The following is a 23,035-nucleotide window of genomic DNA, read 5'->3' on the forward strand; positions in this document are numbered from 1 at the left end:
GACAAAGAGCCCAAATCTAAAGGCTAATTCCATTGCCGAAATCATTGAAACATCACTTGCAATACCTTTCCCAGCAATATCAAACGCCGTACCGTGATCCACAGAAGTCCGTATAATCGGTAAACCTAAAGTAACGTTAACTCCTTTGTCAAAAGCCATCAGTTTCATAGGAATGTGTCCTTGATCATGATACATAGCCACCACAATGTCAAATTTTCCTTGTGTGGCTTTTAAAAAGACTGTATCCGGCGGTACTGGACCGCTCACATTCTTACCCTCTTCTTGTTTTTCTTTAACAGCTGGTTCAATTTCTTCAATTTCTTCGTTGCCAAATAAACCAGATTCTCCACTGTGCGGATTCAGTCCAGCTACCGCTATTTTAGGGTCCTGAATTCCTAATTTATGCATTGCGTCTTCTGCCAAATCCACACATTCCATCACTCGTTCTTTTGTCGCCAGATCACAGGCTTTTCTTAGCGGAACATGAGTAGATACATGAACAACACTTAGTTTGTCGCTCCACAACATCATCGTGTATTTTTTTGTATTCGTTAATTCGGCAAAAATTTCTGTGTGGCCATCAAATGGATGACCTCCTTTATGAAGGGCTTCTTTATTTAAGGGTGCTGTTACAACAGGACCTATGTCTCCCTTTAGTGAAAGTTCTATGGCTTTTTCAATATACTTATACGCTGCATCTCCAGCAGCTGCACTCACTTTTCCTATCATATCTTTACTAAAGTCAATATCAACGACATTAAATAAATTGATAGCTCCTGCTTTGAAATCTTGGATGTTATCGATAACGTTCAACTCACTTTTAATAGCCAAAACATCCATATAATACTCAATAATGCTTTTTGTTCCAAAGATAACAGCATTATCTTTATAATGATCTTGTTCAACTGCTTTTAGACTTATCTCAGGTCCGATTCCAGCAAAATCTCCCATTGTTATGCCTATAATTTTATTCAATTTCATCAGCCTTTCTTATTGTTTTAAACTTGAATATAAAGAATCTTTATCACCAAAGGCTCCGGCTTTAGTGACCAATTTCATACCCTCATACTTCCCACCGACTAAACAGCTTTCAACAATCCCAGTAGACAACTCTTTTTGAATTTTACATCCTTTTGCACCTAATTCGTTTATCACTTCAATGGCAGTATCTCCTCCCGTCAAAAATAGGCGTGAAACAGGGGTGTTAGCTAAGACATTTTTGGTGATTTTTGCCAATGTTTCCTTAATCATACGACTGACTTCTTTTTTATCCGAAACCCCCAGATTTTTAAATAATTCAATGGTTTCAAGATAATCTTGTCTTTTTCTTGTGACCGTTATGATCGTATCTTGTTTTCTCATTAAGCTTTCACACACTAATTTTGTATATTTTTCCACTCGATCTTCAATGATTAAATCATTAATTTCAATATTAATCACATGAAAGCCTTTATTTTTAGCGTATTCCATTTGCTGCAGACTGACCTGACTAATACTTCCTACAACTGACAAAGTTGGCCATTCATCTCTTTTAAACAAATATTCAGCTAAGCCAGCAGAACCAACATATAAAATTTTACGCGAATCATTTAAAGTCAATTCTTTGACTTTTTCTAAATCCTGTTCTTCTTCAATATCGAAAACTTGAACCTTATTTTCAGGCAAGCTTGTCAAGTTTTCTAGCTCTCTAGTAGAAATGTTTTTCACTGAGTTTTCAAATTCTTTCTCAAAAAGCTCGTAAATGTTATCGGTCCAAAGAGGTGTTAATGGGTCCTTTGCAATTTCGGTTTCCATAAGGGGTACTCCATCAAGATAATGGACAGCCTTTTTAGTTGTACGCTTAATTTTAGGAAAAGCAGGCGCTACAACAATGATATCTGGTGAATAAACCTCTGTCAGTGCACGGACTTCTTGAGCAATATTTCCTCTGAGAGTAGAATCGATTTTTTTGTATACAATTGAAAATTGGTTTTTTTCAACTAAATCAGCTGTAAGTGTTTTTACCTTTTGATAAGCGTCCTCTTCTGATAAACTTCGAGATTCCGTGTCTAAAACGACAGAGTTTTCGACAAGTTCTTTAGAAGGGAATAGCAAAACATCAACGTCAATGTTATTCTTTTTTAATTGGACCCCTGTATCATTAGAACCTGTAAAGTCATCTGCTACAATTAAATATTTATTTTCCATCTAAGACATCACCCTTTTGCTATATTATTTCTTTTTTTCTCATATTTGTCCAAAAAACTTACTAAAAAGGGACATATAATCGCTGTAACTATAATCGCAGCTGCAACTTGAGCGATTGCTTGGGAAGCAACAACTTTAAGCGATGGATCTATCGCAGCTACTGCAACCGGTGTACCAACTGCATTACCAGCAGTTGCGCCTACTCCAGCCCCCACTTGCGGATATTTAAATTTCAAAATCTTAAAAACAAAATACCCAGCAAAGCCTGTAATAATCACGCATAGTACACCTAATACAATTCCTGAAATTCCAGCCGACACAAGTTGACTCAAATTTAACCCTGCACCTAGAGGAAAAGCAAAAAACGGAATTAATAAGCTAGTTCCTGGCGCTAAAAATGTACGAATATTTTCGTCAAGGTTCCCCAAAATAAATCCGATTAAAATCGGCATAACAGCTGCTAAAAGGGCTGAAATAGGAATTTCTGCTAACCCTGTGGCCCCAAAAGCAATCATTGTAAAAAATGGTCCATCGCTTAAAGCGATAATTGAAGTCGCGCCTACGTCAGTAGAATCCCCATACTCCCCGGCTAGAGCAGCGTATAGACCACCATTTTTATTTGTTAAAGAAGATATAATCGCCAAAGGACTTATCCCTAAAACACCAGCAACACCAAAAAAGTGATTTACCAAAATCCCTAAAACCGCACCAATCCCTACTTTTGTAATCAAAAGAATAATACCTTTGTATACTGAAGTTCCTGCCTGTTTTACATTAATTTGAGCTCCATTACAAAAAAGAAAAGCTCCTAAAAGTGCAGTTGAACCACTTTTAAACAGCGCTTCTGTAAATCCTCCTAACTCGAAAAATTGAGGAAAAAACGTGTTAGTCAAAGCACCTAGTAGTAATGGAACAACCATCATACCACCAGGAATTTTTTTAACTTTTAAAAGAATATCCATCAATAAAACCTCCATAAAATTTATATAATCTAGATTATAAGAAGAATATAATCCGTTTACATAAATCAAACAATTGAATAAAATAAATCAATCGTTTAAAATTAAAACAATTATGATTTTTTCAAAAAATAATTTCTTTTTTAATAAAAAATTGTTCAAAAATAAAACGGAAGGTGTATATATTGTGTTAAAAATTTTAGCCATTGCTCCATATGAAAATTTGAAAAAGAAATTTGATCAGGTAAGTCAAAAATTTGATGGAATTGAATTGACAAGTTACGAAGGTGATTTAGACAATGGAGTTCGATTAGTTAAAGAAGAAGAGGACAAATTTGACATTATTATATCACGTGGTGGAACAGCCAAAGAAATCAAATCGGCCAGTAAACTACCTGTAATAGAAGTTGATATATCCATATTAGACATCTTGCGTATCATAAAAATGATTGAAAACTATACCCAATATTTTGTATTTGTAGGTTATGCTAATATTACCAAACAAGTAGAAATTCTTTCTGAAGTATTAGATAAACAAATCGATGTTATGACGATTACAAAACAATCTGAAGTGCCTGAAATAATAGCTAAAGTAAAAGAAAATAACTATACTTTAGTTATAGGTGACAAAATTACCACACGTATCGCTCAAGAGCATGAATTAAATGCCATCTTGATAGACTCTGGTGAAGAAAGTATCACTAATGCTATCGAAGAAGCAATCACAATGGGAACTATTTTTATTAACCAGTCGAACAAACAACGCTATGAAGAAATGATTTTACAGAATTTAAATTTGACAGTATTTTTATTTGATCCTGATGAAAATCTTATTTATGCCAATCCTAGCGATGAAACTGTGAAACAACTTCCCCTCTTAAAAAAAATTATTTTAAAATTGAAAGAACAGAAAAAAGATAAAATATCTTCCTATGAAGAATACAACCATCATCTTTTTTACATAGAAGCTATCTTGCTTAAAAACGGCTTTCTTATTTATTCTAAAAAAGAAAAGCTGACGTTCAACAAAGACCAATTATTTATAAAAGAAGCGGCTTCTAGTATAGAAAATACGAAAAGAAATAGTTCTATTTTTATTGGGGACGACATGAAAACGCTAAAGAAATTGTTGGATAAAAAGGTAAATTTGGTTTTTTATGGAGAAAAAGGTACTGGGAAAAAAAGTATTAAAAAAATTATAATGAACCGGGAAGAATCCAAGAATTACTGGACCCTTAATCTTAATAATCATTTCACTAAGAATGAGTGGAATAGCCTATTTAATTCTCCCAATTCAATATTTTATGATGAAAATACAACTTTCTTTGTCGAAGGAATATGTGATACAAATATAACTTATTTAAAAGATTTAATATCCTTTATTCAACAAGCCCCTAATCGTTCTAATCGTTGGTTCTTTTCACTTACGATAAATAAAAATACAAAGATAGCACTACGAACATTGTTAGATGCATCAAATATATTGTCTTTTAAAATCAAACCTCTACGCCAACGTACAGAGGAACTTGGTTCGATCGTCAGTCTTTATACTTATGAATTTAAAACACGCCACAATAAAAATATCATTGGATTTGAGCCCAGTGCGCTTGATGAAATGAAAAACTATTCTTGGCCAGGTAATATGGAACAGTTAAAAAAAGCAGTTGAAAAAATGGTTATTCTTACTTCCAATGCTTTTATTTCCAAAAGTACGGTCCAGCATTATATTAAACAATCAGAAGCAATGTATGATGAGGAAAAAGTACTTCAATCTTTTGATATACACGAATTACGTAATAAAAGCTTAGAAGAAATTAAACAATTAATCATAAAAAGACTGCTTGATGACAATAATGGAAATAAAACAAAAACTGCCGACGAATTAGAGATAAGCAGGAGTACTTTGTGGCGCTATCTCAAATAAGAAAGATATTGTCTACAAAATGAAAAGATTGTAATGTAAGCTATTTTAATAACAAAATATCCGAACTATAAAGAGATTGCTCCTATGGTCTGTTAAGCCCGTCGCTCAAACAAATGACGGTCAGCATACCATACTAAATATAGTTCGGATATTTCTGTTTAATTTTTATTATTCTAATTTTTACAAAGCTCTGGCGGCTTGGATAATGGCCGCTAGGTTCGCTGATGTAGCTTTCAAATTTGTTGCGCCATTTTCTAAGGCTGTTTCTAAAGAAGCCAACTGCGGCACAATACTAAATACGGCAGTAATCCCTTCTTCATAGACCGTTTCGTAGCCTTCGTTTAAAGAACCTGTTAAGGCAATCGTAGGAACATGATGCTTTTTTCCTATATGAGAAACGGCTACAGGTGTCTTTCCGAAACGTGTTTGATGGTTAATACTCCCTTCACCCGTTATCAAAAGATCGGCGTCTTTTACCGAATCTTCTAGTTTCAATATTCCAACTAGTAATTCTCCACCTTTTTGCAAATCCGCATTTAAAAAACCTAACAAGCCAGCACCTAAGCCACCAGCTGCTCCTGATCCTGATGGTGAATCAATATCCTGGTTCATTTGCTTTCGAACAATCTTAGCGAAGTGTCTTAAATTCTGATCTAATTGTTCTAAAATAGGTAGCGTGCCGCCTTTTTGTGGGCCATAAATATAAGACGCTCCATTTGGTCCTGTTAAAGGATTATCTACATCGCATGCAACTTTAAATGAAACTTCTTTAATACGGGGATGCATTTGGGAAACATCGATTGTCACTAAATCTCTTAGGCCTTCACCGGTTGGTTCGATCATTTGCTCATCTTTATCAAGCAACCTTCCACCCAAGCTCATGATCATCCCAGCTCCACCATCATTAGTAGCACTGCCGCCAATCCCCAGAAGGATTTCCTCTACATTTTCATCTAAAGCGGATTTTATTAATTCACCAAAGCCATAGGAAGTAGTTTTTAAAGGGTTGCGCTGGTTGACTTTTACTTTATCGAGACCAGATGAAGCTGCCATTTCGATCACTGCCATTTTTTTATCTCCGGATAGACCGTACTGTGCTTTCAATGGCTCTCCAAGAGGCCCTTTTACATTTACCGTTTTAAAGGTGCCTCCCGTTGCATCGATAATTGTTTGGACAGTTCCTTCGCCTCCGTCAGCCATTGGAATTTTTATATACTTTTCAGCTGGCATCACTTCTTTAAACCCACCTTCAATAGCCGTTGCTGCTTCTAAAGCGGTCATACTTTCTTTAAATGAATCTGGTGCAATGACAATTTTCATACTTTCACCCTTTCTAGCACTTAGTGATCTCTCAACCAACTATACCAAATATCAACACAGAAACAACTGTAGTAGTTAGCCCAATTAAAGACTCATACGGAACTAACCTCAACCGATCCCTAAAAGTCATCTGAACGCTTCCTCCAGTGGCGTGAAAGAAACTCCCATGCGGCATATGATCTAATACGGTAGATCCTGCGTGAATCATAGCAGCACCAGAAATACCAGAAATACCAGAATCTAGCAGGGTGGTATTGAACACTTGTCCAGCTACGATGGCACCTGAAGTCGTCGATGCCGTTGCACCTGACATCAAAATACCTGCTAAAGGTGCTAACAAATAGACAGGTATTCCCATATCAGAAATAAAATCAATTAGGACCTCTCCTAAGGTCGAATTTGTAATAACTCCAGCAATCAAACCTGTTCCGATAAGCAGTACTGCAACATTGGTCATTTTACTTAGACCAAATTTGGCTTGATTTACGATGCCTTTCAACTGTCCCATACAAATAGAACCGACTACTCCACCTAGCGGTAATGCGACCATCGGATCAATTTCAATATTAAAGATTGGTCTGAAAGAAAGCAAGACAACGGCGGTCAAAGGACCCGCTAGTGCAGTTATAAAACTGGGTAACTCTGTCTCAATTCTTTCATTCTCACTAGTATTGTTAAAAGCTACTTTTATCCCCTTTTTTGTTAGACGCTTAGATAAGAAATAAGTCATAAATAGTGCAACAATACCTGGGATGACACCAGCAAGCATCACTGAGGTTAAAGGGGTAGCAAAAGCATCAGATAGAGCGATGGTATTTGGATTAGGAGACATCACATTGCCCGCTTTGCCTCCACCGATCATTGCCAGTAAAATCGCAGTCTTACTAAGTTTCGCATCTTTAGCAATAATTAGTGCAATAGGCGCAACCGTGATAACCGCTATATCAACAAACACACCAACTGCGGTTAAAATTAAAGTAGCTAAAGCTAAGGCAAAAAGAGCTTTTGCCTCACCTATTTTATTTATAATGGTTCGAGCAATAGATTCTGCGCCACCAGTTTCAATCAAAACACCCGCTAAAATTCCTGCAGCGAGTATTCTTAAAATAGCTGTCATCATATCCTGAGCTCCACTTATCATCAGTTCAATCGTCTCAGCTAAAGACGCTCCACCTAATATTCCCCCCGCTAATGCTCCTATAAAAAGTCCGTAAACAGCTGGTACCTTTAAAAAAATTAAAATGATCGCGATAAATAAACCTAAAATAGCTCCCAAAGCACTGACTTGTATGTCCATGTTCTCCAGTTCTCCCCCTTTAATTTACTAGAAACTTTTACAGTATGTTCAAAAAATCACTAATATTTCCAAAAAAATACATAATAAAAAACCTAACTTTTCCAATAAACGTTGAAAAAATCAGGTTAAGCCTTGAATGAGTTACTCCCAAATATTTATTTTTTCTATAAAACAACAAACATAAAATCTAGTTAGAATCAAATATCCCCTTATTTTTCTCTTTTAGCTAATATCATCTTCTAATTTAAGCTTTTCTTCCAATTTATAAATACATCCACCCCTTTACTTACTATAAAAAAGCGTTACCAATTCCAAATTCATTGTATCTCAATGTAAAGTGAATCTCAACTGGCTAAATTACTGATTTCTATTAAAATATAATAGCTCATGGAAATGGACGACCTTGCCTCATGAACTATTTATCCAATACATTAGGTGCAATTTACATGAAATTTAGGATTCTATACTTACACTACCTCTTTCATGTTGTATACTAAATAAGTATTCATAAAATCAGATAAAAATATCTGGACTGGTTCGGAAACTTCCCAGGATAAAAAACCAAGAACTTCACAAGGAGGTAGGAAAGTGAATACAAAGAAAAATATTATTATTGACTGTGATCCAGGAATAGATGATAGCTTAGCATTACTCCTGGCTTTACAGTCAAAAGAATTGAACGTACTTGGCATCACTATTGTCAGCGGTAATGTGCCAGCAAGTATTGGCGCACAAAATGCATTAAAAGTTTTGCAACTGGTCAATCGTTTGGATATTCCAGTATATATTGGCGCTGAAAAACCGCTAAAAGTTCCCTTTGAAAGTGCGCAAGACACCCATGGTGAAGATGGTTTAGGTAATAGTCAAATCCCATCTGTCTCATCGGCTTCCCTTCAAGAAAACGCAGTGTTTTTTATAAAAGAGACCCTCCACCAAAATCCCGAAACGATAGTGTTGGCTTTAGGTCCTCTTACAAATATTGCCCTTGCTTTAAACGAAGATCCTAGTTGTTTTGACCAAGTCTCACGTTTTGTTGTAATGGGGGGCAATTACCGCTCACATGGGAATTGTTCACCTGTGGCTGAATATAATTTTTGGTGTGATCCCGATGCGGCAAAATTTGTTTTTGAACAAGAATTCCCGGTTCCAATTGAAATGGTCGGACTGGATGTCACTAGAAAAATTGTCTTAACCCCCACAATTCTAGAATATATGAAACATACGAACAAACAAATTTATTCTTTTATTCAGCAAATTTCTCGGTTTTATTTTGATTATCACTGGGAACATGAAAAAGTTTTAGGTTGCGTAATCAACGATCCTCTAACTGTTGCTTATTTGCTCGATTCATCACTTGCTCAAGGTTTTAATAGTCATGTGGAAGTAGCAACATTGGGGCTCGGCCGCGGACAATCGATCGTAGATGATCACAACTTTTGGCAGTTACCCAATAATTGTTACCTTTTGACCGAGGTGGATCCAGCCATTTTTTGGCACATATTTTTAACACGAGTTTGTAAAGCAGAAGAAATCGAGCTTGCTCAAATTCTTCCTCAGTTATTGGAGGGAAAATTATGAGAAAAAACAAGACCCGATCCGTTGTTCTTATGGCAATCTGTATCGTTTTAAATATTGTTTGTAGTAATTTTATCTTAATGTTAAGAGTACCAATTTATTTAGATGCTGTAGGTACCATTCTCGCCGCTAGCTTTTTAGGCCCGCTCGCTGGAATGATTGTCGGAGGAGCAACCGGTGTACTTATGGGCGTAACTACAGATATCTTCTCTTTATTTTTTATGCCTGTGCAACTAGTTATCGGTCTAACTGCTGGCCTATTATACAAACGAAGACAAGCAACGCAAATAAAAAATAGCTGGTGGTTTGCCTTAGCCATTTCTTTACCAGGAACCATTCTTTCAACCATTATCACTGTCATTTTGTTTAACGGTATTACCTCTTCAGGCTCAAGTATCGTTGTTCAATTATTAACTGGTATAGGAATGAATCAAGCTCTTTCTGTATTTCTAGTTCAAGTTGCTACAGATTATTTAGATAAATTATTGACAGTTATCTTTGTTTCGTTTGCAGGGCGGCTAATTAGAAAACGAACAACAATTATGCGTTAAAAAATATAACTATAAGATCTTTAGACTGAAAAGTCCTCTGTTGAGGACTTTTTTAATGTCTAGCTTTTTTGTATATTTTGTACAGAGCGTAAATTCCTTTTTACATACAATCTCTTTTAAAATTTGCTTCGTTTATAATTAGTAAAGTCAATCTTTTTCTAGATCAATCACTACTTTAATATCATTAGCAGCTATTGAATTTTCAAAACCAATTTTCCAATTGTCCAATGAAATAATGGAAGTAACAATTTGCTCTGGAGAAATGACCTGATCGCTTAAGAGCCTCATTGTTTTTTTCCATGAAGAAGGTTTTTGTGACCTTGACCCAATGTAGTTTATTTCCTTTTGTAATATAGACTGTGTATCTATTTCATTAAAATCTTTAGCAAAAACGCCCATCTGAACGATTGTTCCTCTCTTTTTAGTTAACGTTAATGCTGTATTTAATGCTTTGACCGCTCCGGAACATTCAAAGGAAAAATCAACACCTTTTTCTTGAGTATTTTCATCAATAATTACTTTTAAATCTTCTTTTTGTTGATCAATAGCTATAAAACCTAATGTTTTTGCTAACTCTAATCTTTTTTCATCCTTCGTCACACCTGCCACTATTACTTTAGCACCTTTTGACTTAGCTACCATAGCCAATAATATACCTATTGTGCCAGGTCCAAAAACACAAACAGCATCATCTTTTTGAACTTCCACTTTTTCTAACGAAGCATGTACTCCACATGATAAGGGTTCTGATAAAGCCGCTGATAAGTAAGAAACATTTTCACCCAAAACGTGAATACTTTCTTCTCTACTTAAGACATAAGTTGCCATAGCGCCATTAACTTGTGTTCCTATTCCCTTTCGATTAGAACACAGATTATAATTTTTAGTTTTACATTGTTCGCAATTATTGCATGTTGCAAAGGTTGTTTCACTCGTTACACGATCACCAATATTTATATTTTGAACTTTTGGCCCAATATCTACAACTTCCCCAGCAAATTCATGTCCCAATACTACAGGCGGAATTGTACTTGGATAAGTCCCTTGATAAGCATGTAAATCACTGCCGCAAATCCCACAGTATTTAACCTTAATTTTGACTAGATCATCTTTCACTTCTGGTTCATCGATATCTACAACCTTCATATTGTTGAAACCTTTTTCCAATTTCATTAAAGCTTTCAATTATCTCATCCTTTCAATAATTAAAAAATTGAATTTAATAGTTGTGTTATCTGAAGTATTACCCAATTTAAAAGACTACCGCCGGAAGTGATACTCGACATCTGACTAACTCCTTGTGGGATAGTAAAATTAGCCGCGTTCATCATTTCTGTGTATACAGAGGCAAAATTAGTAGCCATATATAAAGTTAAAATCATCATTACCGTACCTGTAATCACGGTCTTAAAAATATTTCCTTTATTATGAGCGGTTATAAAAGCAACATAAAAAGGAATTGAAGCAAGATCTCCAAAAGGTAACACTCTGTTTCCAGGTAAAATAGATGCTAGAATGATCATTATTGGAACTAGAATTAAAGCAGAAGATATTACAGCAGAATCACCTAAAGAAATGGCAGAATCTAACCCAATAAATAGTTCTCTGTTTTTAAATTTATCACGTAAAAATACTTGAGCAGCATTAGAGATAGGAAGTAACCCTTCCAATAGAATTTTTATCATTCTTGGCAAAATCAACATAACAGCACCCATGTTTATCCCTAATAGCCATGCTTGGCCCACATCATATCCAGCTAGAAAACCAAGTATTATACCAATAACAACACCTATTACCATAGGTTCACCAAAAACTCCAAACTTTTTTTGAATGGTTTCATAATTCACATTAATTTTATTTATACCTGGAATTTTGTCTAATATCCAATCAACAGCAAAACCTAGAGGTACCCACATTAACGAAGAACCGGTCGGTAAAGTAACATTATCAATTTCAAAATAATCTTCAACATAAGGTTGCAGCAAATCTCCCATAACTAAATGAACTATCATTAGTAGAACAGCCGCTATAGAAGCTGCTAATAAATTATTTGTAATCGTATAAACTACGGATCCGGCAAATAAAAAATACCAATAGTTCCAAATATCGACATACATTGTTTTAGTCACTTTAAATATAATTAAAATAACGTTTACTAATAAGCAAACTGCTATCAAAAGTGCTGATATCGGAGAACCCCAAGCAGCTGCTGAAGCGGACGGCCAACCGCCATCAATTACAGTTAGATTCAGACCTATACGTTTAACCATTAACTGAGCCGCTTCACCAACTTCACTCGTTAATAACTCGATAACCAAGTTAATTCCAACAAAGCCAATCCCAACAGTAATTCCTGCTTTAATAGATTTTCCTAAACCTAGTCCAAAAATTAAACCTAAAATTAAAAGCGTTATAGAAAGGATTGCGCTGGCGCCCAATCCAATAACATAATTGACTACATCGGTGATAATCTTCATTTTCATTCTCCCTCATATATTTTTATTTAACTGTTTTGTAAAGCATTAATAATATCATTATCTGTTTGTTCATCATTAATACCAGTAATATATGAAGTAGCTTTTATTGTAACCGCTTTAAATTTTCTGGGACTTTTTCCAGAAGTAACGATTAAATCTGCCTGGTCCTCGTAGCTTCCCACTTCAGGAACTTTACATTGAATTAGCTGATATTCTATATCATTTTTCTTACATAAGTCTTCCACTCTATTAGCAATGACTGTCGAAGTTGCAACCCCTGTTGCACAAGCTATAATAATCGTTTTCTTCATGTAAAACTCACCTCTTGTATTTTCTCTATTATTTTTTCTCTATTATTTTCATTTAATACAGACAATATCAGTTTATGATTCTGTATTAACGAAATTAATTCCACTAAAACTAATGGACTCTTCTTTCCATCTTTTAATCCAATAAAAAAGCATAAATCCACAGGTATATTTTTATCATTATCTTCCATTAAGGAAAACGTTATAGGGAAGCTAGGTCTTACTACAGCAATAAAGTCTTTTTTAACTGTTTCAGGGTCTGTATGCGGGATACTAACGCCGTAGTCTTCCAATTGTAACCCAGTAGGAAAATCTTTTTCACGATTTATTAAACCGTCATGGTATTTTTCATTTACAAACCCTTTGTTTTTAAGATTGTCTGCGATTATCTTAAATAATTCATCTGTGTTAGACGCTTCAATATCTAAAAATACAAGCTCTTTATTAAATAAACTTTTCATACTTCACCTCGTCAACATATAGAGATATAAGGATAATTATCTTATATTAAACTCTATCGTAATCTTCTAAGCGGATAGCTTCCAACTTATCTTCAGTAGCATCAAATTCATCATCTACTAGTTTTTCCACCGCTTTAATTAAAGACAACGCATCTATCCCATACTTCTTCATTAAATAAGGCTTTGCAGCTCCATGAGTCCACTCATCATTAATACCTATTTTTATCAATTCTTTATTAATCCTATTTTCTAGCAATACCTCACCAACTGAAGTACCTAAACCACCAATGACACTATGATTTTCCATAGTTATTACTCCATATTTAACCTTTTCTAGCGTTTCAAGCACTAATGGGTCAGTGAATGGTTTTAATGTAGTAATATGGAGGTGTTGCACTGATAGTCCTTGCTTTTCAAGATAACTGGTAGCTCGCATCGCTTCTTCAGTGCAAATGCTACTAGAGAATAAAGCAATATCTGTTCCTTCACTGAGAAGTCTACCTTTATTAAATTTTGTTGGTTCATTAGGATCAAATAAACGTGGAACCGCTCCTCTTAACATACGCACATAAATTGGAGCGTTTATTTCCCTACAAATTTCCAAAGCAGACTCAACATCAGTAGCATCGCCACAGTCAAAAATATTCATATTAGGAATTGTCCTCATAATTCCTACATCTTCAATTGACTGATGAGTAATACCCCCAGGCGTAGTAATTCCCGGTACAAAACCTAATAATGCTACTGGTAAATTAGGATACGCAATGGACATTTCCAATTGATCGAGTGGTCTCCTATACAAAAAAACAGCAAATGTATGAAGAAACGGACGAAAGCCTTCTTTGGCTAAACCAGCAGCCCAGCCCAACATATTTTGTTCAGCTATTCCCATTGATAAATATCGTTCAGGTAGTTTTTTAGCGAATTCTCCCACTTCACACGAAGTTCCCAAATCGGCGGACATTACCAACACTTCTTTATGATTTTCAGCGAATTGAATGATGTTATTCGAATGTACGTTTTTTTCTATTTGCACACTATTTCCCCCTCACATATTTTGATAAAACTTAAGATATTCATTGGATTCTTCTTCATTAAAACGAATAAAATGCATTTGCCCTTTACGATGCTCTAACAAAGGGATTCCTTGAGTCGGATTGGTGTAGCATAATACAACTAACGGTTTTCCTTTTTCTCTCATTTGACAAGCTTCTTGTAATTCCTTAACATCATGCCCGTCAATTTTGACAGTTTTTGCACCAAATGCTTTAAATTTTTCTTCGAGTGGTTCAATATTCATAATATTTTTGGTAAATCCTTCAACTTGTTGGCCATTAATATCAACTAGTAAAACTAAATTATCTAATTTATAAAAGGCTGCCGCTTGAATAGCTTCCCATAGCTGATCTTCTTCCAATTCACCATCAGACATAAAGACAAATATCCTACCACTTTGTTTTTTTAATTTTCTTGCATAAGCAGTTCCACTTGCAATACTTATTGCTTGGCTTAGTGTCCCTGCAGCATTTTCAAATCCGGGAGTATGATTTGCACCAATCATTTCCATACTATAGCCATCTTTATTGAAAAATTCTAAAGCTTCTTCAGATAATCTACCGACTTCAACAAGAGCTGAATAAACCGGTGCTGCGTAATGAGCTGGTGAAATAAATAACCGATCGTAAGGGGCATCAGAACTACCATTATATGCAGAGCCGGGAATATAATTCATATTATTTTTCGAAGGCGTTCCAGGAAATTTCCCAGGTATTTGTGGTCCTTTACTTTCTGAAAGATTTAGAATACTCATATAAAGAGAAGCTAAAATTTCTGCCGAAGAACAAGCCTGAGCCAAGTAACAACCATTTCTTTCAAGAGTAATTTTTAAAACATGTTTACGAACGTTTTTTGCAGCTTTTTCAATCTGTAATTGTGAATATTTTTCTGACATTTTAACACTCCTTTGTTTTTTATATAAAAACAGCCCGAATCCGATCCATATATTCATAGATCCAAATTCAGGTTAAGCCTCACGTTACCCCCTAATATTTATTTTTTAGCGCTTTCAAAATAGTATGACATGTCAATTCACTATTTTTAAAACCATGCTAGCTAAACACAGTTTTTAAAAAAGCAGCAATAAATCCGAATCCAGGCTTGCTTTATTGAAAACAATAAAAAAAGAGCTACCAGACAAAACTGTCCAATACCTCTGACATAGTTAAATAAGCATACTTCAATCACTTTCAAAAGCCAAAAAATTAACAGAAAACACTAGAAAAATGCTTTCATTTTGACTATAATAAAGGAAGTCGATGCGTTGCATTGACTATGGCAACTTGATCAGTCAGTTCTATAGTTGATGATTGGTCAAGGCTCCTTGTATCAGCGCCAACTGATGCAGGGAGTGCCTTTTTTTATTCGGATTTATTACTACAAGCTTAGTGTAAACGAAACGGTTACAATTTTCAAGATAAAACATGTGATTTAGGGAAAATTTGTTAGCTATATCGGCAACAGAAGAAACCGGGTGAAGCGCTTACAAAATAAAATAACCATCCAACTACTTACCTTATTCCTTCGATATTATATACTAAACAATTGTTCATAAAACCAAATACAAGAGCTTGGACCTATCCAAAAACTTCACAAAAAATAAATACAAAGGAAATTATCATTATTGATTGCGACCCTAGAATAGACAATAGCTTACGATCAGAAAAGCTCAACATTATTATCATTATCATCGTTAGCGATAATATATTCATAGTCATTGGAGCACAAAATACGTTAAAAAACTAAAGATAATTAAAGTAAACTATAAAAATGCAAGAACCAGAAACATATCTGAACTGGTTCTTGCATTTGTTGTTTATTGATAAGAAAGAAAATAGAGTTTCATTTTCAGAAGTTTAGTGTTATTGAATAAAATGCCTTGAGAAAACTCGGAATAGTTTAATAGTTTGTAGGCCTTCAGAAAAAGTTTAAGATCATGTTTTAATAAGTTTTGCTATGAGGCCATATAAGCTTTTTGGATCTTGTACAATATAATCTGCCTTGCATCCTATTGGCTTATTGTGCTCTCTATAATTAACCCAAATTGTATTCCAACCAACAGCTTTTGGTCCGAGGACATCATTCAAATAATTATCTCCAATGTAATAAATCTCGTTCTTTGAAGATAAACTTAATGCTTTTTCAAAGCATTTAAAAATCGACTTTTTAGGTTTTGAAACGCCTATCGATTCTGAGATTAAAATGTTATTTTTAGGAATCCATTTGTGAAGCTTCAATGCTTTAATTTTTTTTACCTGTTTATCTATAGTTCCATTGGTTATAACCCCAACAACTTGTTTTTCTGCAACAAGTAAGTCTAGGAGTTCTTCCATTCTTGGAAATAATTCAATGTCATTTTGATACTCCTCAAAATCTAATTGGAACTGCATGGCTTGTTTGCTATTAATCTTAATTCCATATTCTTGAAGTGTTCGCTTAATACGGAACACGTGCATTTCCCTTAACTTTTCTTTGTCAAAACCCGTTGAAGAAAAAGTTTCATCTCCATATTTTTTCATCAACTGATAAAGCGAAGGTATATCTAAAGCTTTTTGGTTACCTATTTGTAAATTTTCAACTGCTCGTTTAAAAGCACGTAATTGGTCGTATAAAGTATCATCAATATCAAAAACAAAAACTCTCTTCATAATTAGACTTCCTTATCAAAAAAACAATATCTAAGTTCCCAACACAATTTTACGCGAAGTTTCAAATAGCTTATTTTTACTTGTAATTGTATAATCAGAATTCACAGTATTAGGGAGCTTTTTATGATGCCTATGGTTATACCATATAGTCTTCCACCCCGCCTTTTTTGCGCCAATAATATCATTTTTAAATGAATCTCCCACATAATAAATTTGCTCATTCGTTGATTGTACTTTTGATTCTGCCAAGCGAAAAATCCGAGTATCTGGTTTTGCTACGTTTACCTCAGATGAAATAATTATATTTTCTATTGGTATCCAATTTATAATACCCAACTGTTCAATTTTTCTTTTTTGATGAACTAACGGTCCGTTAGTTATAATCCCCATAGCTACTTTATTTTGGCAACAAAGTTCTAATAGATCTATCACATCGGGAAATGGTGTGATTGCTTCTTGAAAATTCTCATAATCTTTTTGAAACATAACAGCTTCTTTATACGAAATGTCTTTGTCAAAATATGCTAAAGCTTGCTTAATTCTATATACATGCATCTCTTGTATATCCATCTGTCCATTTTCTACTAAATGGAAAACTTCATCGCTTAATTTTCGGCTAGTAGTATATAACGGCTCTAAGGGAACATCGTTAAAATCAAAATGCTTTTCAAAGGCTTGCTTGAAAGGTCGTAATTGATCATATAATGTATCGTCAACATCGAAAAATATAGCTTGCATAAATTTGAGTTCCTTATCTTTATAGTTAATATATAGATACAACAACCTATTGTGTAATTGTTACAAATAACAATAACCCTTAAATCTAATCGTTTAAAGAATGATACTACTTCTTACAGCGGTTCTTAAAAGTTAGCCAGTGTTAAATTTTTAGAAATTTATTATACTTTTAAAGTATTTTCAATTCGGGTGGTTACACCTTCTAATTTATAACATTCAACATAATCACGAATTGGACGTTTGATATGATCAACAACGTAGCGCTGCCCGTCAATGTTTTGCTCTTTAAGATTGTGATACATCTTTTCAATTTCCTCTTTAACTTCATCATCATTGAACGTATAATGACCAGCAATATCTAATATTTCCGCTTGTAGTTGATCGTCATTAGAATTTAAAATTTGATCAACTGTTAGATCTTTTTGTTCGCCAACCATCCATTTTCTCCAACGTTCACTATTGATTGCATGAACTAATAATGTTTCACGTATGTTAGATGCTTCTTTAATTAGTCCATTTTCAACTAATCTTGCTTCAACTGCTGCAAGGTTCAAGTAAGCTCGAGTTTCTTCTGTCCCATATTGAGGCGCTACATTAGTGGCTGTAATTTCTGATGGAACATGTTCTAGTAAAGTAACGTCATCTAGATAATCGCCATTATGTTCTTTTAAACCGACGCCATATTTTTTCGCCATTTGAGCCAAATCATAAGCATTTTTAAAATTAAATGTACCTACTTGTTCTGTTTTACGAGTTAACGTCCCTGTTTGTCCTACGATAAACGTTGGCATTGGTAAAGCACGTTTTTCTAATTCGTCTTTTAATCGTAAGATAAATTTTTCATAGGTTTCTGTCGAAGTCAATCCTCCATTTGTTTCTTCTGTCCCTACTTCATAACCAATCTCAGGTAAATGACGCGCCTTACGTTCTTTTTCACAAAACTCAATTAGGTCAACTGTTCTTTCTAAAACAGTATCTAACGGAATAACCTTCCCAACTTCAAATGGATCTTTTGTAGGGTCGATCATTAATAAGTCAAAGCCCGCTTCAATATCAGCCACATAAGATTTTTGTCCAAGCGCCATTGCTTCATCTGTGGGTAAGTGATCATTTCTTTCTTTATCACGTTGCCAAGGACCTCCATGGTCACGACACAGGTAGTATAAATTATCATAATTAATTTTTTCTGCCACTTCTTCAACTGCTTTTGCAAAGGTGAATTGATTCCAGCCGTTAACATATCCGCCACCCAATTCATCTGCATCAACTTGATTTCTGCTAGCGATAAACATCACTGGAAAGTCGTCTTCTTGAGATAATTCTAAAGTTGCTTGAACACAATTTCTAGACATGGGACCTACCCCTAGTATAGTGGCACTTTCCCCTGTTTTTTGTAACTTAAGAAGGCCTTCAACAACTGTTTTGATTGGTAGTTTTTCCATTCTTTTCATCTCCAATTTTTAATTTAATAAAACAAGTCACTTCTGTTTACTCTTATTTTTTCTCAATATCGTCTATATTAAGCTTAGTAAAATGTAAGATAGCAACTGCTACCAATGTTCCAATTAACATAGCCAAGAAATACCATAATTTTCCATTAACTACAGGCAAAATAATCAACCCGCCGTGGGGGACCAAAGCTTCCACCCCGTTAACCATTCCTAAAGCTCCACCAACTGCACTTCCAATGATAATCGCCGGTAGAACTCGTTTAATATCTTTGACAGCAAAAGGAATAGCACCTTCTGTAATTCCAATTAGCCCCATAAAGAAAGCTGAGATACCTAGATCTTTATCTTCAGGTGTATACTTTTTACGATCAATAAAAGTTGAAATTGCTAAAGCTAAAGGAGGAATTGCGACTGCAATTCGATGCGCTCCGTTGGGTGCATAAACACCTTCTGACATCAAAGCTAAAGTAAAAGCTGTTGCTGTTTTGTTAATTGGACCACCCATATCTACTGCAGTCATCGCACCTATCACTAACCCAAGGACAATCGCACTGCTACCTTGCATTTGGCTTAATACTTCCACTAGCCAATCCATTGCAGCTCCAATTGGGACTGCGATTATATAAATATAAATCATTCCTAAAACGAAAGTTGTAAGCACAGGTACGATTAAGATTGGCATAATTGTACGAATTGTTGCTGGCACTTTCCAAGTTTTACACCAACGTACAAAATATCCTACTGCAACACCCATAATCATAGCTCCTAAAAATCCAGTTTGGACTTCCCCTTCTCCAATTGGATTGTTAGCCACATAGCCTAAAATCATAGCTGGTGCTAAAGCGGGTTTCCCCGCTAATGTATTAGCGATATAACCCGAAAGTAATGGGATCATCATGGCAAAACCAGCAGCACCTAAATCGTTTAAATTTTTCATAAAAGGATTTGTAACTTCCATCCCAGCGTCAGTAGCTTCACCTGTTGCCAAAGCAATCGCTAGAAAGATCCCACCTACGACGACAGCCGGTAACATAAAAGAAACCCCAGTGTTGAAAGCTTTTTGTAAATCTTTAAAAAACTTATTCTTTTTTTTCATTTTGTTTTGCTCCTTTAAACAGAATTAGATCTTTTCCGCTTGGTCAATAGTCTCAACAGGATGTTTAATCACTTCTCCTGGATCTACATTGATAACTTTGCCTTCATTTTCTTTTTCTTCAAATCGTTCTTCTCCATCAATTCCTATCCCTATAGCCAAAATCACAATATCTGCTGCATCAACTTCTTCTTGCTCTAATTCATTCTCAATTCCCATACTTCCTTGAGTTTCTACTTTTACTTCATACCCTCTTTTTTGGCATTCTTTTTCGATAGCTTCCTGTGCCATATAAGTATGTGCTATTCCAGTTGGACATGCGGTTACTGCTACTATTTTCATTACGTTTTCCTCCCTATATTTCAATTAAATTTAATTGTTTAAATGTTTTATTTTTATCAACTTGTCTCAATAGCTTCTCCCTAAAATTTTCATCTAGTAATTTTTTACTTAGTTGAGAAATAAACTTTAGATGAAGATTATTTTCACTTTTTTCTGGAACTCCGATAAGAAATACCAACCGTACCGTTCCTTCTGTTTGATTTGTCCACTCTATATCTTTTGTTGTTCGTAAGAAGGCAATGAATGGGTGTGTAACTGCATCGGTCTTACCATGTGGAATTGCAATGGAGTAACCGATAGCAGTAGATATTTCCTGCTCACGCTTTTTTACTGCTTTATAAAGTTTCCCTTCATCTGTTACATAACCGTTCGTTTTAGCTTGCTTTACAACAAAACGAAGGACTTCTTCTTGACTTTCAAAGTTTTTGTCTAAAAATATCATCTCCTCCGAAATTACGCCTCTACCATTCTCTTGAATTTCTCCCATCTTATTCACTCCCTAAATTCCTCAATAAAGCTTTTTTTGAAGATTTCTGTCTGATTTGTTTTAATATATTAGGACTATTTACTATGTTATAAATATCCGACAAGATTCTTCGAGTTTCCAAAGTATCTTGTGGAGCAATACAAATTAAAAATATAATATCTGTATAATATTTATCCCATTTAAACTTTTGTTTATTTTTCACGATTATCACATTCGTCTGATTAACATATCTAGGATTTCCATGAGGCACAGCTGCGCCAGAAGGTAAATCCGTCCCCCCTAATTTTTCTCTATGAAGAAGTCCAGAAATAAACTTCTGCTCTACCACTCCTTTTTTAATTAACTTTTCACCTATAACTTCAAATAATTCTTCTTTAGAAGAAAAAGTCGAATTAACAAAAATAAACTCCAAACTGATAAACTTCTTTAAGTGATGTTGGTCGACCAATGGATTCACTTTACCAATATTGTTTAGTCTATAACCCGAATTTTTTATCCTCTCTATATCTGTATCCGTTAAAAATGGTGAAACAAGTATGATTTTCTTTCCAGGTATATCTACTTTAATTGTCGAAATAATTAGGTCAAATTGATCCGTATCAATGTGTCCCAACTCTGCTACCGAAGCAACTTCTATTGTGTCAAAAGACGGTACAATATTTTTAATTCGATTCATTAAAAGCTCCGATGTTGCAATTCCCATTTGACAAATTATCAATATTTTTCTGTTTATTTTTGCCCTTTCAATTGCTGACTGAAAATAAATTGTAAGAAAAGCAATCTCGTCTTCATTAAATGAAATTTCGAGTTGTCTTTCATATTCACTAAGAACAAGCCAAATTACATTAAAGGTTAATGGAAATTCTGTTTTTATCTGTTCAGTAAAGGGGTTTTCTGTTTTATTATCAGTTTGTAAGCGATAAATCATTGGTGGTATGTGATTTATTAGCTGTTCTTCTAGTTTTTTATCATTAGAAAAATCAATGTTCAATGCTTTTGAGACCTGAGTCAAAAGATTATTAACGAGTGTGCTATCAATATTTTCTTCTGGCAAAGGCTCAAATCTATTAGTTATTAAATGTTGTGAAAAATATGTGACATCTTCATTAGTATAGGAAAAGTCTAATCTTAATGAAGCCTTATGCAAAAGTTTGACTGCACTTTCTTCAAAAAATGAAGTATAATCATAATTTTCTGTTTCTGTATTTTCTTGAATATGATATCCATTCAAATTACGAAAGACTAAAATGATAAAAATATTTAACACATTCTGCACATAGTAATCTGAAATCGCGTTACTATTGTCTCGTACATAGTTATATAAAATATTTGTACATACAGTAATAATCTTTTCACCATAATATGACGTCAGTAAATTTAACTTTTTTGTTACTGTGTTTTCGTAATAAAATGCCGAATTACTTATTATGTAGCGATTAAACTGTAAATATGCTTTTTGAATATCAATTTCACTTCCAGATATTCTTGTGCCATATATATCGCTTTTAAGTTCGATATTAGAACCTGCCTTAAGGATCTTCATAATAAATTCGAAATCTTTTATAATGGAAGTTTTGCTTACCCTATAAATTTCAGACAAAAAATTAAAACTTACCGGTGTTTCTTCAAATAATAGTTTCCTCATTATTTCAGTTCTTCGTGTCACAGTATCATAGACAGCCGACAATTCACCATCTTCTTTTGATAAAGGGGTTTCTTTTAGCTCACTAAGTGCAACTCCAACACCTCTCTTCTTTTCTAAAAATTTACCTAAACTTTGGATGTATCCTTCTAACAATTTTAATTCTGAATGAATCGTTCTTTTTGACACTCCTAGTTTGTTAGCTATGAATTCCACCGTTAGAAAGTCATCTTGAGACTCTAATAATTCAAGTAAATCTTTTTGTCGTTTCGTTAACATATGATACGCACATCCTATCTTAAAAAGCTTCAATTATGTTAGCGTTATCATGAATACATTTTTATTATAGACAGATAACTTATTTTTGAATATTACATTTCTTTGCAACAAGTATTAACAGAGAATTGTTTACTTGTTGCAATTTATGACTTATTTAACGAAAAGAATCAAGTTAAAACCGCTTTAACAAATGAAAAAGACACTGAAAGTTTGTGTATTACAGACTTTCAGCGTCTTTTT

The 23,035-nt window shown here is 34.3% G+C and carries 21 protein-coding genes and 1 riboswitch; of the genes, 3 read left to right on the plus strand and 18 right to left on the minus strand.

What is annotated here, in order from left to right:
- The 3 genes from pdxA to TS1_RS05735 form a co-directional block, all read right to left on the minus strand.
- Positions 1 to 975: 4-hydroxythreonine-4-phosphate dehydrogenase PdxA (pdxA, locus tag TS1_RS05725; RefSeq protein WP_174519326.1), on the minus strand; the 975-nt coding region annotated here is incomplete at its 3' end.
- A gap of 15 nt (positions 976 to 990) precedes the next feature.
- Complete coding sequence (locus TS1_RS05730; protein ID WP_068708716.1) at positions 991 to 2,187, minus strand: four-carbon acid sugar kinase family protein; 1,197 nt, start codon at positions 2,185 to 2,187, stop codon at positions 991 to 993.
- Positions 2,188 to 2,195: 8 nt separating this feature from the next.
- Positions 2,196 to 3,149, minus strand: a complete 954-nt coding sequence (locus TS1_RS05735; protein ID WP_068708718.1) for a 2-keto-3-deoxygluconate permease — start codon at positions 3,147 to 3,149, stop codon at positions 2,196 to 2,198.
- A 184-nt stretch (positions 3,150 to 3,333) separates the two neighbouring features.
- Between TS1_RS05735 and TS1_RS05740 the strand changes: the two genes are divergently transcribed.
- Positions 3,334 to 5,070, plus strand: a complete 1,737-nt coding sequence (locus tag TS1_RS05740; RefSeq protein ID WP_169792360.1) for a sigma-54-dependent Fis family transcriptional regulator — start codon at positions 3,334 to 3,336, stop codon at positions 5,068 to 5,070.
- Between the two features lie 180 nt (positions 5,071 to 5,250).
- On the opposite strand, the gene TS1_RS05745 is transcribed toward TS1_RS05740, so the two are convergent.
- Together TS1_RS05745 and TS1_RS05750 are read right to left on the minus strand one after the other, a co-directional pair.
- Positions 5,251 to 6,390 (minus strand): glycerate kinase, encoded by a 1,140-nt coding sequence (locus TS1_RS05745; RefSeq protein WP_068708722.1) that lies wholly within the window; start codon positions 6,388 to 6,390, stop codon positions 5,251 to 5,253.
- Positions 6,391 to 6,421: 31 nt separating this feature from the next.
- A complete protein-coding gene (locus TS1_RS05750; protein ID WP_068708724.1) occupies positions 6,422 to 7,687 on the minus strand; it encodes a GntP family permease in 1,266 nt (421 codons plus the stop codon).
- A gap of 526 nt (positions 7,688 to 8,213) precedes the next feature.
- Positions 8,214 to 8,258: riboswitch (PreQ1 riboswitch) on the plus strand.
- A gap of 17 nt (positions 8,259 to 8,275) precedes the next feature.
- Here TS1_RS05750 and TS1_RS05755 point away from each other — a divergent pair.
- Together TS1_RS05755 and TS1_RS05760 are read left to right on the plus strand one after the other, a co-directional pair.
- On the plus strand, positions 8,276 to 9,265 hold the full coding sequence (locus tag TS1_RS05755) for a nucleoside hydrolase (protein WP_068708726.1): 990 nt from the start codon (positions 8,276 to 8,278) through the stop codon (positions 9,263 to 9,265).
- Complete coding sequence (locus TS1_RS05760; RefSeq protein ID WP_068708727.1) at positions 9,262 to 9,813, plus strand: ECF transporter S component; 552 nt, start codon at positions 9,262 to 9,264, stop codon at positions 9,811 to 9,813. The genes TS1_RS05755 and TS1_RS05760 overlap by 4 nt, the downstream gene beginning before the upstream one ends.
- 147 nt (positions 9,814 to 9,960) lie before the next feature.
- Here TS1_RS05760 and TS1_RS05765 read toward each other — a convergent pair whose 3' ends face one another.
- From TS1_RS05765 to TS1_RS05825, 13 genes are all read right to left on the minus strand, one after another.
- Positions 9,961 to 10,998 carry a zinc-binding dehydrogenase gene (locus TS1_RS05765; RefSeq protein WP_068708728.1) on the minus strand — a complete coding sequence of 346 codons (1,038 nt, stop codon included), beginning with the start codon at positions 10,996 to 10,998 and terminating at the stop codon, positions 9,961 to 9,963.
- Between the two features lie 20 nt (positions 10,999 to 11,018).
- Complete coding sequence (locus tag TS1_RS05770; protein WP_068708731.1) at positions 11,019 to 12,290, minus strand: PTS galactitol transporter subunit IIC; 1,272 nt, start codon at positions 12,288 to 12,290, stop codon at positions 11,019 to 11,021.
- Positions 12,291 to 12,316: 26 nt separating this feature from the next.
- Positions 12,317 to 12,601 carry a PTS sugar transporter subunit IIB gene (locus TS1_RS05775; RefSeq protein ID WP_068708733.1) on the minus strand — a complete coding sequence of 95 codons (285 nt, stop codon included), beginning with the start codon at positions 12,599 to 12,601 and terminating at the stop codon, positions 12,317 to 12,319.
- Complete coding sequence (locus TS1_RS05780; RefSeq protein ID WP_068708735.1) at positions 12,598 to 13,059, minus strand: PTS sugar transporter subunit IIA; 462 nt, start codon at positions 13,057 to 13,059, stop codon at positions 12,598 to 12,600. Before TS1_RS05780 ends, TS1_RS05775 begins: the two co-directional genes overlap by 4 nt.
- 46 nt (positions 13,060 to 13,105) lie before the next feature.
- Entirely contained in the window at positions 13,106 to 14,095 is a 990-nt protein-coding gene (locus TS1_RS05785; RefSeq protein WP_068708737.1) for a transketolase family protein, read from the minus strand.
- A 12-nt stretch (positions 14,096 to 14,107) separates the two neighbouring features.
- Positions 14,108 to 15,010 carry a transketolase gene (locus TS1_RS05790; RefSeq protein ID WP_068708739.1) on the minus strand — a complete coding sequence of 301 codons (903 nt, stop codon included), beginning with the start codon at positions 15,008 to 15,010 and terminating at the stop codon, positions 14,108 to 14,110.
- A 1,039-nt stretch (positions 15,011 to 16,049) separates the two neighbouring features.
- On the minus strand, positions 16,050 to 16,763 hold the full coding sequence (locus TS1_RS05795; protein ID WP_068708741.1) for an HAD family hydrolase: 714 nt from the start codon (positions 16,761 to 16,763) through the stop codon (positions 16,050 to 16,052).
- A gap of 30 nt (positions 16,764 to 16,793) precedes the next feature.
- Entirely contained in the window at positions 16,794 to 17,501 is a 708-nt protein-coding gene (locus tag TS1_RS05800; protein WP_068708743.1) for an HAD family hydrolase, read from the minus strand.
- A gap of 161 nt (positions 17,502 to 17,662) precedes the next feature.
- Positions 17,663 to 18,943: a class II D-tagatose-bisphosphate aldolase non-catalytic subunit gene (locus tag TS1_RS05805; RefSeq protein ID WP_068708745.1), complete on the minus strand. Its 1,281-nt coding sequence runs from the start codon at positions 18,941 to 18,943 to the stop codon at positions 17,663 to 17,665.
- A gap of 52 nt (positions 18,944 to 18,995) precedes the next feature.
- Positions 18,996 to 20,048, minus strand: coding sequence for a PTS fructose transporter subunit IIC (locus TS1_RS05810; RefSeq protein WP_068708747.1), 1,053 nt, complete (start codon positions 20,046 to 20,048; stop codon positions 18,996 to 18,998).
- Positions 20,049 to 20,072: 24 nt separating this feature from the next.
- Complete coding sequence (locus tag TS1_RS05815; RefSeq protein WP_068708749.1) at positions 20,073 to 20,387, minus strand: PTS fructose transporter subunit IIB; 315 nt, start codon at positions 20,385 to 20,387, stop codon at positions 20,073 to 20,075.
- A gap of 13 nt (positions 20,388 to 20,400) precedes the next feature.
- Positions 20,401 to 20,874: a fructose PTS transporter subunit IIA gene (locus tag TS1_RS05820; RefSeq protein ID WP_068708751.1), complete on the minus strand. Its 474-nt coding sequence runs from the start codon at positions 20,872 to 20,874 to the stop codon at positions 20,401 to 20,403.
- A gap of 1 nt (position 20,875) precedes the next feature.
- Positions 20,876 to 22,795, minus strand: coding sequence for a BglG family transcription antiterminator (locus tag TS1_RS05825; protein ID WP_068708752.1), 1,920 nt, complete (start codon positions 22,793 to 22,795; stop codon positions 20,876 to 20,878).
- Positions 22,796 to 23,035: the final 240 nt, after the last annotated feature.

The organism is Tetragenococcus solitarius NBRC 100494 (genome assembly GCF_001544195.1).
Lineage (GTDB): Bacteria > Bacillota > Bacilli > Lactobacillales > Enterococcaceae > Tetragenococcus > Tetragenococcus solitarius.

Excerpts from the sequence above, each read along its gene's own strand:
- TS1_RS05730 (WP_068708716.1), bottom strand. The coding sequence starts at position 2,187 with ATGGAAAATAAATATTTAATTGTAGCAGATGACTTTACAGGTTCTAAT.
- TS1_RS05735 (WP_068708718.1), bottom strand. The coding sequence starts at position 3,149 with ATGGATATTCTTTTAAAAGTTAAAAAAATTCCTGGTGGTATGATGGTT.
- TS1_RS05745 (WP_068708722.1), bottom strand. The coding sequence starts at position 6,390 with ATGAAAATTGTCATTGCACCAGATTCATTTAAAGAAAGTATGACCGCT.
- TS1_RS05750 (WP_068708724.1), bottom strand. The coding sequence starts at position 7,687 with ATGGACATACAAGTCAGTGCTTTGGGAGCTATTTTAGGTTTATTTATC.
- TS1_RS05760 (WP_068708727.1), top strand. The coding sequence starts at position 9,262 with ATGAGAAAAAACAAGACCCGATCCGTTGTTCTTATGGCAATCTGTATC.
- TS1_RS05770 (WP_068708731.1), bottom strand. The coding sequence starts at position 12,290 with ATGAAGATTATCACCGATGTAGTCAATTATGTTATTGGATTGGGCGCC.
- TS1_RS05775 (WP_068708733.1), bottom strand. The coding sequence starts at position 12,601 with ATGAAGAAAACGATTATTATAGCTTGTGCAACAGGGGTTGCAACTTCG.
- TS1_RS05780 (WP_068708735.1), bottom strand. The coding sequence starts at position 13,059 with ATGAAAAGTTTATTTAATAAAGAGCTTGTATTTTTAGATATTGAAGCG.
- TS1_RS05790 (WP_068708739.1), bottom strand. The coding sequence starts at position 15,010 with ATGTCAGAAAAATATTCACAATTACAGATTGAAAAAGCTGCAAAAAAC.
- TS1_RS05795 (WP_068708741.1), bottom strand. The coding sequence starts at position 16,763 with ATGAAGAGAGTTTTTGTTTTTGATATTGATGATACTTTATACGACCAA.
- TS1_RS05800 (WP_068708743.1), bottom strand. The coding sequence starts at position 17,501 with ATGCAAGCTATATTTTTCGATGTTGACGATACATTATATGATCAATTA.
- TS1_RS05805 (WP_068708745.1), bottom strand. The coding sequence starts at position 18,943 with ATGGAAAAACTACCAATCAAAACAGTTGTTGAAGGCCTTCTTAAGTTA.
- TS1_RS05810 (WP_068708747.1), bottom strand. The coding sequence starts at position 20,048 with ATGAAAAAAAAGAATAAGTTTTTTAAAGATTTACAAAAAGCTTTCAAC.
- TS1_RS05815 (WP_068708749.1), bottom strand. The coding sequence starts at position 20,387 with ATGAAAATAGTAGCAGTAACCGCATGTCCAACTGGAATAGCACATACT.
- TS1_RS05820 (WP_068708751.1), bottom strand. The coding sequence starts at position 20,874 with ATGGGAGAAATTCAAGAGAATGGTAGAGGCGTAATTTCGGAGGAGATG.
- TS1_RS05825 (WP_068708752.1), bottom strand. The coding sequence starts at position 22,795 with ATGTTAACGAAACGACAAAAAGATTTACTTGAATTATTAGAGTCTCAA.